This window comes from Isoptericola croceus (assembly GCF_029382255.1).
GTDB lineage: Bacteria > Actinomycetota > Actinomycetes > Actinomycetales > Cellulomonadaceae > Isoptericola > Isoptericola croceus.
The window spans coordinates 128781-144143 of record NZ_JARLLG010000005.1 but is presented as its reverse complement, the minus strand read 5'-3'; the positions used below and the strand labels follow the sequence as shown (position 1 = coordinate 144143).

Sequence of the window (15363 nt, the reverse complement as noted above, 5' to 3'; positions counted from 1 at the left end):
GGTCAGGCCGAGCTCGGTGAGGCGACCATGGGGCGTGGCGGGATCGCGACGAGCGAGATGGCCGCGGCAACGATGGCGGCCGTGGCCGCGAAGCCGAACGCTTGCTGGAACCCGGCGTCGCCACCTCCCGCGACCAGGCTGACCGCGGCGAGGCTCGAGACGGTTGCGACGCCGATGGAGGCGCCGAACTCATGGAAGGTGCTCAGCAGCCCAGAGGCGATGCCGGCCTCCTCTGGGCCGATCCGGCCCAGCGCGGTAGCCGAGGCGACAACGAACAGCGCGCCGATGCCGAAGGCGCCGAAGCTGACCCCGATGGTGGTCGCCAGGGTGGTGGGCCACACGGCGGGCACGAGCAACCCGGCGGAGGCGATTGCCATCCCCGAGACTCCGAGCACGCGCGCCCCGAGCGTGCCGATGAGGCGGCCCGCGAGGTTCGCGCCGGTCATGGTGGCCGCCGCGATCGGCAGGAACAGGAGGCCGGTTGCCAGGGGGCCGTGGCCGGCGTACTGCTGGAAGTAGAAGGTGCCGAGGAAGAACACAGCGACCATCAGGGCCGTAGCGATCATGATCACGAACACTCCGGCTCCTACAGGTCGCCGCACCAGCAGGCTGAGGTTCATCAAGGGTGCGGATGCGGTTTTCTGTCGCCATGCGAACAGCAGGTACAGCACGACGGCGGCGCTGGCTCCCATGAGCGTGTGCGCGCTGGTCCATCCGTCTTCGCCGGCGACGGTCAGCGCGTAGATCGCCGAGCCGGTCGCCGCGGTGACCAGCAGGGCGCCGAGCACGTCGAGCGAGGTTCCCTCTCCGGCCGCAGGCGGCAGAGGAGGCAGGACCCGCAGCAGTCCGAAGACCACGACCAGGCCGACGGGGATGTTGATGAAGAACACCCATGGCCACCCCGGACCGGCGGTGATCAGTCCTCCGAGCAGCACGCCGACAGCGGCGCCGCCGCCGCCCAGCGCGGACCAGATTCCCAGGGCCCGGTTGCGCTCATCACCGGTGAACAGGCGCACCACCACCGACAGGGCTGCCGGGGAAAGCATGGCTGCCCCGAGCCCCTGGGCGACCCGGCCGGCCAGCAAGATGGTGCCGTTCTCAGCCAGGCCCGCCAGCAGCGAGGCCGCGGTGAAGACGAGCAGTCCGATATAGATGATCGGCTTGGACCCGAACAGGTCCGCACTCCGCCCGCCCAGCAACATCAGGCCACCAAAGGTCAGGGCGTAGGCGGCGACCACCCAGGTCACCGCCTCGCGCGACAGGTCCAGGTCGGTGGTCATCTGCGGCAGCGCGACGGCCACGACCGTCACGTCCAGGATCAGCATGAACTGCGCGGTGCCCAACAGTGCCAGCGCCAGCCATCGTCGTGGGTGGGCGCTCACGACCTCCCCGGACGGGGCGTGAGTAGTCATCTCGACTCCTAACTCAATCATCGGTGTACGGGATGCAACGGCTAGACTATCTCATACATTCCTGTACGAGTTACGAGGTGGAGCATGCCGACGAAGAAGGACGCTGCGACTGGCAACCTGCGGCGCGCGCCCGCGACGAATCAGCGCGCCGACGCCCAGCGGAACCGAGCGAAGATGCTGGCCGCGACAGTGACCGCGATCCGCAAGAACCCCGATGCCTCAGTCGCCGACATCGCTGCCGAGGCCGGCGTGGGCCGGATGACTCTGTACGGCCACTTCCAGAATCGAGCCGAGCTGATCGACGCCGCCCTCGTGGAGAGCATCGAACGCGGCGAAGAAGTCCTCAGGGAGGTTCCCCTGGACGGCGATGCCAGCGCAGCATTCCGGCGACTGGTCGCCTCCAGCTGGCTGCTCGTCGACCAGTCCCGTGCGCTGCTGGCGGCAGCGCAGAAGGAGCTCCCCGCGGCTCGCATCCGTGAGATGCACGAGAAGGCTGAGGCCCGCATGCGGGGTCTGCTGTTGCGTGGCCAGCGGGAGGGCGCGTTTCGTCACGACCTGCCAGTGACCTGGCTGCTCGCCACGACCCACGTCGTCATGAACGGGGCGGCCGAGGAAGTGCGCACCGGCCGGCTCGACCCCGACGACGCACCGTGGTTCATCGAGGCGATCCTCTTGCCCGCATTCACCGCGACGACCAGCGAAGCCGACCGGCAATAAGCGTCCCGCCTCGCTGCCGGATACTCCGATGACAAGTCGCCAGACGGGCCAGGGGTGGGGCGAGTTCGACGCTCGCCTGACTCCGGAGCTCCGGATCTCCGAGGCGACCGCGGAGATCCTCGGGGTGGCGGCCCTACACTGAGCCACATGGTGTCCGCGGCGGCGACGCGATCCGGGAAGGGCCTCCAGGGCTTCTTCCGATGCGTGCTGCTGGGCGGTCTGCTGGCCGTCGCGATCATCGTCGGTCTGGTGGCCATGCACACGCTGAACGTGCACGGCACCCCGGCAGCACACGCGTCCGCTGCTGTCTCGATCCTCGTCCCGGACGCCGCGCACGGCCATGACGCCGCCACGCACCAGCAGGTGCCCGGTGGTACGCCCGCGGGACACGGCGGGACGTGCGCGGACTGTGGTGCTGGTGACCATCTGGGGATGGCGATGGCGTGCGTGCTCGCGTTGCTCCTCGCCCTCCTCATCCTCATACCGCCTCGGCTGGTACCCGGATGGTTCCACTCCCCGTCCCGAGCAGGGTCATTCCGGCACCTCACCGACCGGGTGTCCTCCAGGGCACCGTCGTTGCACGTTCTCTGCATCAGTCGCACGTGATGGACAGGTGAACCCCGGTCGCGTCCTCGCGCCCGCGGTTCCCTCCCTCACTCGCGTCGTGCCGGCCATGGCATGGCGCTACCGAAGCGACTGTCGACATTGGAGAACACGCATGAACTTCCGTACAGCGGCGATCGCCGCACTCTCGCTTTCCGCTGCCCTGGTACTGGCTGGCTGCTCCGCCGAGGATGATCCGACGCCAGGCACGGAACAGGGTTCGTCCGAGCAGGCGGCAGACGTCAACCGAACGGACGTCGCCTTCGCGTCGATGATGATCCCCCACCACGAGCAGGCCATCGAGATGAGCGACATCGTCCTCGCCCAGGACGGCGTCCACCCGGAGGTCGTCGAGCTGGCCGAGGCCATCAAGGCGGCCCAGGGTCCGGAGATCGAGCTGCTCCGGGGCTGGCTGCACGACTGGGGAATCGACCCTGACCAGCATGCGATGCACGGGATGGACCACGGCGACGGGATGATGAGCGAGAACGATCTGGCCGCTCTCGAAGCGGCCGGCGGCGCGGAGGCGTCGCGGCTCTTCCTGGAGCAGATGATCCGCCATCACGAGGGCGCGATCGTGATGGCACAGGCCGAGGTCGACGAGGGGAGGAACCCCGGAGCGGTGGAGCTCGCACAGACGATCATCGACGCGCAGACCACCGAGATCCAGCAGATGGAAGACCTCTCGGCCACCCTCTGACCTGCCCACGAGGTCGGTGCCGGAGCACTCGAGCTGCGGCACCGACCTCACACCTGGCGAAGGACCACACCATGCCTCACTCCATCGAGCCCCGACGGCGGAACCTCCTCGTCGCCGCCGCGGTACTCGCCGTCGGGCTCGCCCTGACGGGCTGTTCTGCCTCCGAGTCCGCATCACCCTCGGCGGGTGACCAGAGCGCGGACAGCGCGTTCCTGGCCGCGCACGACCTGACCGGCCTGGACGTCGTGCAGGTCATCGAGAGGCTGGACACGATGCCCGTCGCCGAGCGGCCGGCCGACCTGTTCGCCTCCGTGCGGCCCGACGCTCTCGTCCTCACCGACGACCAGGAGCGCGAGACCCTGCTGCCGATGCCCTCTCACGAGGTCTACGTCTCGGTGGCGCCCTACCGGGAGCAGACGCACGACTGCTACTTCCACAGCCTGACCACCTGTCTCGGTGAGCTCGACCATGCCGAGGTCAGGGTCACGCTCACCAGCGATGACGGTGAGGTGCTGGTCGACGAGGTGCGGCAGACGTTCGACAACGGCTTCGTCGGCCTCTGGGTGCCCCGTGGCGTCGAGGCCACCCTGACGGTCGAGCACGACGGCCAGACGGGAACCGCGCCGGTCTCCACGGTGAACGAGGACGATCCAACCTGCCTCACCACCCTGCAGCTCACCTGACCGACCATCGGTGATGACCTCCTCCGGGGCCGGCCGAGACAGCGTGCTGGTCACCCCGGTGTGACGCCGCGGTGAACCCCCTTCTGCATCTCTTGACAGCCTGGTAGGCGGCACGTAGAAGTGGTCAATGGAGGCGTTCGAGAAGTGGGAATCCGAGATCCGCGGCTACAGCCGCACGTACCCGACGGTCTTCGCGTCGGCATCGAATGCCCGGCAGGTCGATGAGGCCGGGCGCAGTTATGTGGACTTCTTCGCAGGCGCGGGAGTCCTGAACTTCGGTCACAACAACGCACGCATGAAGCGCGCGATGATCGAGTTCCTCGAGGCCGACGGCGTGTCGCACAGTCTGGACACGGCGACCACCGCCAAGCGGGACTTCATCGAGAAGTTCGCCGGGACGGTCCTGGCTCCGCGCGACATGACCATGAAGATGCAGTTCATGGGACCGACGGGGACCAACGCCGTCGAGGCGGCCCTGAAGCTCGCGCGGCGGGTGACCGGCCGGCGGGACGTGGTGGCCTTCACGCACGGGTTCCACGGCATGACGCTCGGGGCGCTGGCCGCGACGGCGAACGACTACTTCCGCAACGCGGCCGGTGTCCCCCTGGACAACGTGGTGCGGCTGCCGTTCGAGACGGCGCCCGGGGGAGGACTGCAGGCGCTCGAGGACTTCCGCGCGCTGGTCACCGACGCCTCCAGCGGGTTCGTGCCGCCCGCGGCGTTCCTCGTCGAGACGATCCAGGCCGAGGGTGGGGTGAACGTCGCCGGGGCCGAGTGGCTGCGCGCGGTCCAGGAGCTGGCGCACGACGTCGGCGCCCTGTTCATCATCGACGACATCCAGGTGGGCTGCGGCCGGACCGGGAGCTACTTCAGCTTCGACGGGATGGGCCTCGACCCCGACATCGTCTGCCTCGCCAAGGGCATCGGCGGCTTCGGTACTCCGCTCGCGATGAACCTGAACAAGCCCGAGCACGACGCGCACTGGTCGCCCGGCGAGCACACCGGGACGTTCCGGGGCCAGGGCCTGTCCTTCGTCGCCGGCCGGGAGGCGCTGACCTACTTCGACGACGACGTGCTGATGGACGAGGTTCGCGTCAAGGGCGAGACGATGGCGAGCGCGCTGCGTTCCCTCGCCGACGACGTCGACGCCGGGTTCGACGTCCGGGGCCGGGGCATGGTCCAGGGCCTCGACGTCGGTGACGGTGCGGTGGCCAAGGCCGTCGTCGCCGACTGCTTCGCCTCCGGGATGCTCATCGGTGCGTGCGGCAGCGGCGGGCGCGTGCTGAAGCTGATCCCGCCCTTGACGATCCCCGACGAGGACCTCGTCGAGGGGCTGCAGATCCTCGACAAGGCTGTGCGGCGAGCTGTCTGACCCGACTGAGAGGAGCCCGGGATGAACCCACGCGACGACATGACGTTCCCGTTCGCGGAGTACGAGAGGCGCGTGGGCGAGCTGCGCCGACGCATGGCCGACAGGTTGCTGGACGCGGTGGTGATCACCGACCCGGAGAACCTGATGTACCTCACGGACTACCAGACGACGGGATACTCCTTCTTCCAGGCACTGGTGGTCCCGCTGGACGACGAACCGTTCATGATCACGCGTGCCCTGGAGGAGTCGAACGTCCATGCCCGCACGTGGGTCGAGAAGACCCGGCCCTACCCCGACACCGGGGACGCGATCCAGGGCCTCGTCCAGGCGATGCGCGAGTTCGGTCTCCACACGAAGGAGGTCGGCTACGAGCGCAACAGCTACTACTTCCCGGCGTACCACCAGGACTACATCCACGCGACGTTCACCCAGGGCCGCCTGCTCGACTGCTTCGGCATCGTCGAGGAGGGCCGCGTCTGCAAGTCAGCCGTGGAGATCGACGTCATGCGCAAGGCCGCGCAGGCCACGGAGGCGGGGATGAAGGCGGGCCTCGAGGCCTGCGCACCCGGGGTGACGGAGAACGACATCGCGGCGGAGATCAGCTCGGCCATGTTCCGAGCCGGCGGCGAGTTCCCCGCCGTCATGCCGTACGTGACGTCCGGGCCGCGCAGCATGATCGGCCACGCGACGTGGGAGGGGCGGACGGTGCAGCCCGGGGAGCACGTGTTCCTCGAGGTCGGCGGGTGCTTCCGCCGCTACCACACGGCGATGATGCGGACCGCCGTGCTCGACGACCTCTCGGACTCGATGCTCGAGGCGCAGGACAGGATGAAGCTGGCGCTCGCCGAGGTCGAGGCAGCCATCCGCCCGGGCCTGACCGTCTCCGACGCCGACAACATCGTGCGCAGCATCATCAGCGACAACCGGGTGGGGGCCCGGCTGATCACGCGGTCGGGGTACTCGATCGGTATCGCCTTTCCCCCGAGCTGGGACGAGGGGTACATCGTCAGCCTGAACCAGGGCAACCCGGCGATCCTGCGCGAGGGGATGACGTTCCACATCCTGCCGTGGATGTGGGGCGTCGACGGTGACAAGACCGTCGGGATCTCCGACACCATCCACGTCACGGCCGACGGCTGCGCGTCCTTCTTCACGCTCGACAAGGACTTCACCGTCAAGCCGGACCACACGGCGGGCGGCGTCGTCTCCCACGAGGGCGCCACGCCCATCCGACCCGAAGTCGCCTGAGAGGAGCACCATGCTGACTGCCATCGACCCCAGCACCGGACAGGTCGTGCGAGAGGTCCCGCCGGCCGGACCCACGGAGGTGGAGGCACTGCTCGCCGCCGCGGAGGCGGCCCGGGCCGCCTGGGTGGAGCTGGGGCTCGAGGGGCGGGGCCGGGTGCTGCGTGGGGTGGCTGCTCGGCTGCGAGCGCAGGTCGAGGAGCTGGCTCCTGTGATGACCGAGGAGATGGGCAAGCCGATCAAGGAGGCACGCGGGGAGGTGGAGAAGGCGGCCTGGTGCTTCGAGCACTACGCCGATCATGGGGCCGCGTACCTGGCACCCGAGTCGATCGACTCCGACGCCACCCACAGCTACGTGCAGCACCTGCCCCTCGGGACCGTGCTGGGCGTGCTGCCCTGGAACGCCCCGTTCTGGCTCGCGGCGCGGTTCGCCGCTCCGGCACTGATGGCCGGGAACACCTGCCTGATGAAGCACGACCCGCACGTACCGGGCTGCGCGCGGGCGATCGCCGACGTGGTCTCGGCCGAGCTCGAGGCCGCGGGAGCGCCCGCGGGGGTGTTCGGCGACCTGCCGGTGGAGACGCCCGCCGTGGCCGACGTCATCCGCGACCGTCGCGTGGACGCGGTGTCCTTCACAGGGTCCGCGAAGGGCGGTGCCGCCGTCGCGAGCCTGGCCGCCGGGGAGATCAAGCCCACGGTCCTGGAGCTCGGCGGGTCGGACCCGTGCCTGGTGCTGGCGGACGCCGACCTGGACGCCGCGGCCGACACCATCACGTTGTCCCGCATCATCAACGCGGGCCAGTCGTGCATCGCTGCCAAGCGCATCATCGTCGAGTCCGCGGTGTACGCGGACATGGTCGAGCGTCTGCGGGTGCGGCTGGAGAAGCTGACCGTGGGTGATCCCCGGTCCGAGGGGACCGACGTCGGACCGATCGCCCGCGCGGACCTGCGTGACGGCCTGCACCGCCAGGTGTCCGAGACCGTCGACGCCGGCGCCCGGCTGCTGCTGGGCGGCGAGATGCCGGTGGGTGACGGCTACTTCTACCCGGTCACGCTGCTCTGCGACGTCACCGAAGGCATGACCGCCTGCCGGGAGGAGACCTTCGGACCGGTGATGGTGGTGATGGAGGCGACCGACGCGGAGGAGGCGCTCGCCCTGGCCAACCGGACCGACTACGGGCTGGCGGCCAGCGTCTGGTCGACGGCGGAGCGGGGCGAGGCGATGGCCGGGCGTATCGCGGCAGGTCAGGTAGCGGTGAACGGCATCGTCAAGACCGACCCGCGCCTGCCCAGCGGTGGGATCAAGGGTTCCGGCTACGGTCGTGAGCTCGGTCCCCACGGAATCCGGGAGTTCGTCAACGCCCAGCAGGTCTGGGTCGGCCCGCGTCGCGGCTGACGAGGCCGGTCACCTGGTCGGGGATTCCGCCGAGACTACGTCTCGCGAAGCGGTTTGGACTCGTCGTCCGTCGGAGGTACCGGGTAGGTTGCAGGGGTTTCGACCGAAGGAGGTCCGGGGCCCGTGCTGATCGGAATCCCGCGCGAGTCGCGCGCGGGCGAGCGGCTCGTCGCCGCCACGCCCGCCACGGTGCGCAAGCTCGTCGCGCTCGGCTACGACGTCGTCGTCGAGACCGGCGCAGGGGAGCGGGCGAGCCTGCCGAACAAGGCCTACGTCGAGGCCGGTGCGCGCATCGGTGAACGGGCTGACGTGTGGTCGTGCGACGTCGTCACCAGTGTCAACGCCCCCACCGGCGCGGAGCTGGACCTGCTGAGCCCGGGCAGCACGCTGGTCTCGCAGCTCGCGCCCGCCACGCGGCCGGAGCTGATGGACGCGCTGGCCGAACGGCGGGTGACGGCCCTCGCGCTCGACGCCGTGCCGCGGATCTCGCGTGCCCAGGCGCTCGACGTGCTCTCCGCGCAGTCCAACGTCGCGGGATACCGCGCCGTGGTCGAGGCCGCGGAGGAGTTCGGCGGCATGTTCACCGGGCAGGTCACGGCGGCCGGGACCACACCGCCGGCCACCGTGTTCGTCATCGGCGCCGGTGTCGCGGGACTCGCTGCCATCGGCACGGCCTCGTCACTGGGAGCCAAGGTCCGCGCCTTCGACGTCCGCCCGGAGGTGGCCGAGCAGATCGAGTCCCTCGGTGCCACGTACGTCCAGGCCGAGGGGGCCTCGCAGGAGGTCAGCGCCGACGGCTATGCCCGGGCGCTGACGGACGACCAGGAGGCGGCCACGCAGCGGACCTACGCCGTCGAGTCCTCCGGGGCGGACGTGGTGATCACCACCGCGCTCGTCCGAGGTACCGCTCCGACGACGATCACGGCCGAGATGGTCGCCGCGATGCGGCCCGGGTCGGTGATCGTCGATCTCGCCGCCACGGGTGGCGGGAACTGCGAGCTGACCGTCCCGGGCGAGCGCGTCGTGAGCGACAACGACGTCGTCGTGCTCGGGTACACGGACCTGCCCGGCCGCATGCCGCAGCACACCTCGCAGCTGCTCGGGACGAACGTGGTCAACCTGTTGACGCTGTTGACGCCCGCCAAGGACGGCAACCTCACGGTCGACCTCGAGGACGTCGTGGTGCGTGGCATGACGCTCACGCGCGACGGTGAGGTGCTCTGGCCGCCTCCGCCGGTGCAGGTCTCCGCCGCACCGGCGGCGGGCCCCGCACCGGAACCGCCGCTCAGCGGGCCGACCCCCGCCGAGCAGGCCGCCGCACACCGGTCCCGGTCCCGTCGAAACGGCGTGCTCGCCGCGGTCGCCGCCGTGCTCGCCGGCCTGGCCGTCGCCGCGTCACCCCCGGACGCCGTCGGCCACTTCACCGTGTTCGCGCTGGCGGTGGTGGTGGGGTTCTATGTGATCTCCGCCGTCACGCACGCCCTGCACACCCCGTTGATGGCTCAGACGAACGCGATCAGCGGCATCATCCTCGTCGGCGCGCTGCTGCAGATCGGTGTGGACGACTGGGTGGTCACCACCCTGGCCGTCGCCGCCGCCACGGTGGCGTCGATCAACGTGTTCGGGGGATTCCTCGTCGCGAACCGCATGATCCGCATGTTCCGCAAGGGGACGCCGTCCGGCGCTGCCATGACGCCGGGGGTGGCCCGATGACGGTGCTGTCGGCCGTCCAGGCCACCTACGTGATCGCCGGTGTCCTGTTCATCGGGTCCCTCGCCGGGCTGTCCAGGCAGGAGTCCGCCCGACGGGGAAACGTGCTGGGCATCATCGGCATGACCCTGGCGCTCGTCGCCACGGTGGCCCTCGCGCTGGTGCAGTCCGAGCGGCCGTGGCAGGTGACGGCGGCCCTGATCCTGGTGGTTCTCGTGGTCGGTGCCACGATCGGCACGTGGCGGGTGCGCCGGGTCGAGATGACGCAGATGCCCGAGCTGATCGCGCTCCTGCACTCGTTCGTGGGTCTGGCCGCCGTGCTGGTCGGGTTCGGTTCGTTCCTCACCGAACCCGACTCGGACACCGTGCACCTCGTCGAGGTCTTCCTCGGGATCCTCATCGGCGCGGTGACGTTCACGGGCTCGATCGTCGCCAACCTCAAGCTGGCCGCCAAGATGCGGTCCGCGCCGTTGAACCTGCCGGGACGCAACGCGATCAACCTGGGTCTGGTCCTCGCGTCGGCAGGACTGTTCGCCTGGTTCCTCACCGCGTCGAACGCCGGGGCGGACGGCGCTGCGCTCGTTGCGCTGGTCCTCGTGGCGCTCGTGGCGCTCGCGCTCGGCTGGCATCTCATCGCCTCCATCGGCGGCGGCGACATGCCGGTCGTGGTGTCGATGCTCAACTCGTACTCGGGCTGGGCCGCCGCCTCCGCCGGCTTCATGCTGGGCAACGACCTGCTCATCATCACCGGCGCCCTGGTCGGTTCCTCGGGCGCGATCCTGTCGTACATCATGTGCCGGGCGATGAACCGATCGTTCGTCTCGGTGATCCTCGGTGGCTTCGGCACGGAGCCGGGTACCGCGGCGACCGGCGAGGCCGGCGAGCACCGGGAGACCTTCGCCGCGGACGTCGCGGAGCAGCTCAAGGTCGCGTCGTCGGTGATCATCGTGCCGGGCTACGGCATGGCGGTGGCGAAGGCGCAGTACCCCGTCGCCGACCTCACCGAGAAGCTCCGGGCGCGCGGCGTGAACGTCCGCTTCGGCGTGCATCCCGTGGCCGGCCGACTCCCGGGCCACATGAACGTGCTGCTGGCCGAGGCCAAGGTGCCCTACGACGTCGTGCTCGGCATGGACGAGATCAACGGGGACTTCGGCGCGACGGACGTCGTGCTGGTCATCGGGGCCAACGACACCGTCAACCCGGCCGCCCAGGAGGACCCGGGGTCACCGATCGCCGGGATGCCCGTCCTGGAGGTGTGGCAGGCGCGCGACGTCGTCGTGTTCAAGCGCTCCATGGCGACCGGCTACGCCGGCGTGCAGAACCCGCTGTTCTTCCGCGAGAACACGGCGATGGTCTTCGGCGACGCGAAGGAGCAGGTGGAGAAGATCATCCAAGCGCTCTGAGCGCTACGATCGAGCGATGACCAGCGCGAATGATCCCCATCGGTCCCTGATCGCCGTCGTCGGGCCTGGCGCGGTGGGAGGCCTCGTCGCCGCCTTCCTGCAGAAGGCGCGGCACGACGTCGTCCTGGTCGGTCGCCCCGGTACGGCTCGGCGGGTGTCCGAGCACGGGTTCGAGGTCGTGACGGATCGGTTCGGAGCGTGGCACGCCCCGCTGCGCGCCACGACATCGGTGCCCCGCGGGGCCCGTGTGCTGGTTGCCGTCAAGGCCGACGGGCTGGCGGACGTGGCGGGTCCGATCGCGGCCGCCTCCCCGCCGGAGGTGGTCTCGCTGCTCAACGGCGTCGAGCACATGACGACCCTGCGTGCAGCCTTCCGGGGCCGCGAGGGTGGGCCGGCCGCCGGGCCGGTCGTGGTAGGTGCGTCGTACGCGGGGGAGACGTTGCGCACCGGGTCCAGCCCCGACACGGCGATGACGGTGCGGCACCGCGGCGAGCTGCTCCGGATCACCGTGCCCGCCGCGGCCGCCGACCTCGAGGTGGTCCAGGCGTTGCACGACACCGACATCGAGGTCGTGATCGCCGGCAGCGAGGCCGAGGTGCTCTGGTCCAAGCTGCGCTTCCTCGCGCCGCTGGCCCTGTTGACGTCGGTGCACCGGACCGGTGTGGGCGAGGCGTTGGACGCGGACCCGGTGCTCACCGACGGCGTGCTCGGCGAGGTGGCCGCGGTGGCGTCCGCCGAGGGTGTCCCGACGACGCAGGGCGACCTGCGGGCCATCCTGGGCGGCTTCCCGTCGACGATGCGCTCCTCGCTGCAGGCGGACCTGGCGGCCGGGAACGTCGGTGAGCTCGACGCGATCGGTGGGGCGGTGGCGCGCCGCGGAGAAGCACGATCGGTGCCGACCCCGACGATCACGCGCGTCGTCGCGCAGCTCCGGGGCCAGATCGGCTGACCGCCGCAGCCCGAGCGTTCAGGAGCGTGAGTCGGCCCGCGACTCGTAGACGCTGGCGGGCACGACGCCGCCGTTGCGCGCGACCAGCTCGCTGGCGGAGAGCTCGGCGGCTGCGTCCGTCGTGGTGTCGATCTCGCGGGCGTCGGCGGGGACGCCGTCGAGGCTGGGCATCATCGAGGCGAGCACGGGTCGCCAGGACGCGAACTCGGAGGGGAAGCACCCCTCGAGCAGGTCCACCATCGCGGAGACGGCGGTCGAGGCGCCCGGCGACGCACCGAGCAGACCGGCGATGGAGCCGTCCGCGGCGGACACGATCTCCGTGCCGAACTGCAGGACGCCCTTGCCGTCCGCGTCACGCTTGATGACCTGGACGCGCTGGCCGGCGGTGATCGTCTCCCAGTCCTTCGGGTGCGCGGTCGGCATGAACTGCTGCAGGGCGTGGAACTTCGTCTCGGGCGCGGCGACGACCTGTCCTACCAGGTACTGGGTGAGGTCCAGGTTCTTGAGACCGGCGCCCAGCATCGAGGTGAGGTTGTGGGCGCGCAGCGAGGTCACGAGACCGAGGTACTTGCCCTTCTTGAGGTACTTGGGGCTGAACCCGGCGTAGGGGCCGAACATCAGGTAGCTCTTGCCGTCCACCACACGGGTGTCCAGGTGCGGGACGGACATGGGCGGGGCGCCGACGTCGGCCTTGCCGTAGACCTTGGCCTGGTGCTGCGCGACGATCTCCGGGTTGTCGGTACGCAGGAACTCGCCGGAGATCGGGAAACCGCCGAAGCCCTTGATCTCGGGGATGCCTGCGGACTGGAGCAGCGGCAGGGCACCGCCGCCCGCTCCGACGAACACGAAGCGGGCCTTGACCGTGGACATCCGCTGCGGCGCGTTCCACGAGCGGTCCTTGACGCGCAGGCGCCATCCGCCGTCTCGGGTGCGCTTGAGGGAGCGGACCTCGCGCTGGAGCTGGAGCTCGGCACCATGGGCCACGAGACCGTCGATGAGCTGGCGTGTGAGGTTGCCGAAGTCGACGTCGGTGCCGGCGACGGACCGCGTCGCGGCGATGGGCTCGTCGGTGTCCCGCTCGGTGGTGAGCAGCGGCGCCCAGCGACCGATCTCGGCGCGATCCGTGGAGAACTCCAGGTCACGGAACAGCGGGTGCGCGCTCAGCGTGCTGTGCCGGCGGCGCAGGTAGTCCACGTTCTTCGACCCGCGCACGAACGTCATGTGCGGGGTGCGGCTGACGAACGAGGAGTCCGCGAGCCGGCCGGTCGCGAGCAGGTGGTGCCAGAGCTCGCGCGACGTCTGGAACTGTTCGTTGATCGCCACGGCCTTGGAGATGTCGATCGTGCCGTCCGGCCGCTCCGGCGTGTAGTTCAGCTCGCAGAGCGCCGCGTGCCCGGTCCCGGCGTTGTTCCAGGGGCTGGACGACTCGAGCGCCACCTCGTCGAGGCGTTCGATGATGCGGATCGACCACGTCGGTTCGAGCTGCTGGATCAGCGTCCCGAGGGTGGCGCTCATGATGCCGCCGCCGATGAGGACGACGTCGACGGCGTCGGAGGAGCCGTTGCTGGAGGCCGTTGCGCGCGTAGTCACCGGGCCATGCTACGACGCTGGTGAAAAGTGTCACAAAGAATGAGATCAAGGTCACAAGGGCGCTGACCTGCAGTGATGTGGGTCACACGGTCACGGCCACAACAGCTCCTTGGTCCACGTGGTGCGGGTCGCGTCGTGAGTGGGTTCGTCAGCGCGGTACCGCACGCGGGTCTGCCCGGTGCCGGTGCCGGACTGCCAGAACTCCACCTCGATCGGGTCGAGACGCCAGGCCGTCCAGGTGGGTGCGACGAGGTCGGGGTCGGCGCGGACGCGGTCCAGGGCCTCGGCCCACGCCGCGCGGTGCTCGCCCAGGCTGCCCAGCACCTGACTCTGCCGGTCCACCAGACCGGCGGCGCGCGAGACGTCCGGGCGGGCGCGGAAGTCCGCAGCGCCGTCGTCGGGATGCGACGTCACCGTGCCGGCGACGCGCACCTGGCGGCCCGTCTCGCGCCACAGGAACGTCAGCGCGGCGCGCGGGTCGGCCGCCAGGTCGAGGCCCTTGGGGCTGCTCGCATGACCCGCGAACCACCAGCCGCCGGCGGTGAGGTCCTTGAGGATCACCGTGCGGGCGCGCACCGCGCCGTGCCCGTCCGACGTCGACAGGGTCATCGCGTGGGGGCCCGTCGCGCCGGCGGCGACCGTCTCGTCAAACCACTGCTCGAAGAGCTGGTGCGGCCTCACTGGGAGGTCGGCAAGTTCCTCGACCTCCCAGGCGGGCAAGCCGTCAGGGAGCACGGGCAGAGCGCGCAGGCGCTCGCGGAAGCTGGTGATGGGCATGCTTCCATCATGCCCACCTCGGGGTACGGAGGACACCGGCGAACTGCTTGTGGCGGGACACGGCGGACGCAAGGATGTCACCGACAACACCCACGGGCGCGGAGGAGCGAGATGCTGCACGAGCCAGGTACGTCGGCCCGGACCGGGACAGGCGGCGGCCGGATCGCCCGGCGGCCGGGCACCGGGCAGACGGCGACCGTCGCTTCCCTGTTCCCTCCGGAACCGCCGCCGACAGCGAGGCCGGGCCGAGACCTGCTCGGCACGGCCCGCGCCCAGACCGCCGTCCTCGCGGCCGCGCTGGTCCTCGCGCTCGTCGCCACGGTCGGTGTGGCCGTGCTCTGGTCGGCGAACCGGAAGCTGGCGGGCGAGGTGGAGACTGCGGTCGCCCAGGTCGAGGTCGCGCAGGACGAGGCCGCCCGCCTCCGTGCGGCCCTCGAGGAGGCACCGGACGTCGAGACGGTCGATGCGCTGGCCGGTCGGGTGGAGAGCGTCGAGGCCTGGACGGGATTCCCCGCGGAGGGCGCCGCGGGGATGGACGACCTGCAGACGCGTCTGCTCGAGGTGTCGCACGGGATCGACAGCCTGGAGACGAACCTCCAGGACGGGCTCGGCACGGTCCAGAACGATCTCGCGACCGTGCGCGACGACCTGCGGGACGGTCAGGATGCTGCCAGCACCTCCGACCTGGACACACTGCGCCGGGACGTCGCCGGGCTGCGCGACGCCGTCGACGGAGTGCGCCAGGACGTCAGCGTCCTCTGCTGGGCACTGAGCTACCGCACCGACGTCGCGGCCTCTTGCTGAGC

14 protein-coding genes are annotated in these 15363 nt (G+C 70.3%); 11 read left to right on the top strand and 3 right to left on the bottom strand.

The features are described from left to right. Positions 1-2: 2 nt before the first annotated feature. Positions 3-1343 (bottom strand): MFS transporter, encoded by a 1341-nt coding sequence (locus PZC42_RS12705; protein ID WP_277211650.1) that lies wholly within the window; start codon positions 1341-1343, stop codon positions 3-5. Between the two features lie 153 nt (positions 1344-1496). Between PZC42_RS12705 and PZC42_RS12700 the strand changes: the two genes are divergently transcribed. The 10 genes from PZC42_RS12700 to PZC42_RS12655 all read left to right on the top strand — a co-directional run bounded on the left by PZC42_RS12700 (position 1497) and on the right by PZC42_RS12655 (position 12190). Further along, positions 1497-2129, top strand: a complete 633-nt coding sequence (locus PZC42_RS12700; protein WP_277211648.1) for a TetR/AcrR family transcriptional regulator — start codon at positions 1497-1499, stop codon at positions 2127-2129. A gap of 147 nt (positions 2130-2276) precedes the next feature. Beyond that, the gene (locus PZC42_RS12695) at positions 2277-2735 is read left to right on the top strand and encodes a DUF6153 family protein (RefSeq protein ID WP_277211646.1); all 459 of its coding nucleotides are present in this window, start codon (positions 2277-2279) and stop codon (positions 2733-2735) included. Between the two features lie 112 nt (positions 2736-2847). Next, positions 2848-3432 carry a DUF305 domain-containing protein gene (locus PZC42_RS12690; protein ID WP_277211644.1) on the top strand — a complete coding sequence of 195 codons (585 nt, stop codon included), beginning with the start codon at positions 2848-2850 and terminating at the stop codon, positions 3430-3432. A 71-nt stretch (positions 3433-3503) separates the two neighbouring features. After that, positions 3504-4115 carry a CueP family metal-binding protein gene (locus PZC42_RS12685; protein ID WP_277211642.1) on the top strand — a complete coding sequence of 204 codons (612 nt, stop codon included), beginning with the start codon at positions 3504-3506 and terminating at the stop codon, positions 4113-4115. A 127-nt stretch (positions 4116-4242) separates the two neighbouring features. Next, the gene (locus tag PZC42_RS12680; RefSeq protein WP_277211640.1) at positions 4243-5487 is read left to right on the top strand and encodes an aspartate aminotransferase family protein; all 1245 of its coding nucleotides are present in this window, start codon (positions 4243-4245) and stop codon (positions 5485-5487) included. 21 nt (positions 5488-5508) lie between these two features. After that, positions 5509-6735 (top strand): ectoine hydrolase, encoded by a 1227-nt coding sequence (gene doeA / locus PZC42_RS12675; RefSeq protein WP_277211638.1) that lies wholly within the window; start codon positions 5509-5511, stop codon positions 6733-6735. Between the two features lie 10 nt (positions 6736-6745). Then, positions 6746-8128, top strand: a complete 1383-nt coding sequence (locus PZC42_RS12670; protein WP_277211636.1) for an NAD-dependent succinate-semialdehyde dehydrogenase — start codon at positions 6746-6748, stop codon at positions 8126-8128. A 123-nt stretch (positions 8129-8251) separates the two neighbouring features. After that, the gene (locus tag PZC42_RS12665; RefSeq protein ID WP_277211634.1) at positions 8252-9841 is read left to right on the top strand and encodes a Re/Si-specific NAD(P)(+) transhydrogenase subunit alpha; all 1590 of its coding nucleotides are present in this window, start codon (positions 8252-8254) and stop codon (positions 9839-9841) included. Then, on the top strand, positions 9838-11241 hold the full coding sequence (gene pntB, locus PZC42_RS12660) for a Re/Si-specific NAD(P)(+) transhydrogenase subunit beta (RefSeq protein WP_277211632.1): 1404 nt from the start codon (positions 9838-9840) through the stop codon (positions 11239-11241). Before PZC42_RS12665 ends, pntB begins: the two co-directional genes overlap by 4 nt. Before the next feature lie 16 nt (positions 11242-11257). Then, positions 11258-12190: a ketopantoate reductase family protein gene (locus PZC42_RS12655; RefSeq protein ID WP_277211630.1), complete on the top strand. Its 933-nt coding sequence runs from the start codon at positions 11258-11260 to the stop codon at positions 12188-12190. Positions 12191-12208: 18 nt separating this feature from the next. On the opposite strand, the gene mqo is transcribed toward PZC42_RS12655, so the two are convergent. Continuing rightward, positions 12209-13705: a malate dehydrogenase (quinone) gene (gene mqo / locus PZC42_RS12650; RefSeq protein WP_438802953.1), complete on the bottom strand. Its 1497-nt coding sequence runs from the start codon at positions 13703-13705 to the stop codon at positions 12209-12211. 165 nt (positions 13706-13870) lie between these two features. Continuing rightward, entirely contained in the window at positions 13871-14557 is a 687-nt protein-coding gene (locus PZC42_RS12645) for a pyridoxine/pyridoxamine 5'-phosphate oxidase (protein WP_277211626.1), read from the bottom strand. Positions 14558-14668: 111 nt separating this feature from the next. Between PZC42_RS12645 and PZC42_RS12640 the strand changes: the two genes are divergently transcribed. Then, positions 14669-15361, top strand: a complete 693-nt coding sequence (locus tag PZC42_RS12640; protein WP_277211624.1) for a hypothetical protein — start codon at positions 14669-14671, stop codon at positions 15359-15361. The last annotated feature ends 2 nt before the right edge of the window (positions 15362-15363 follow it).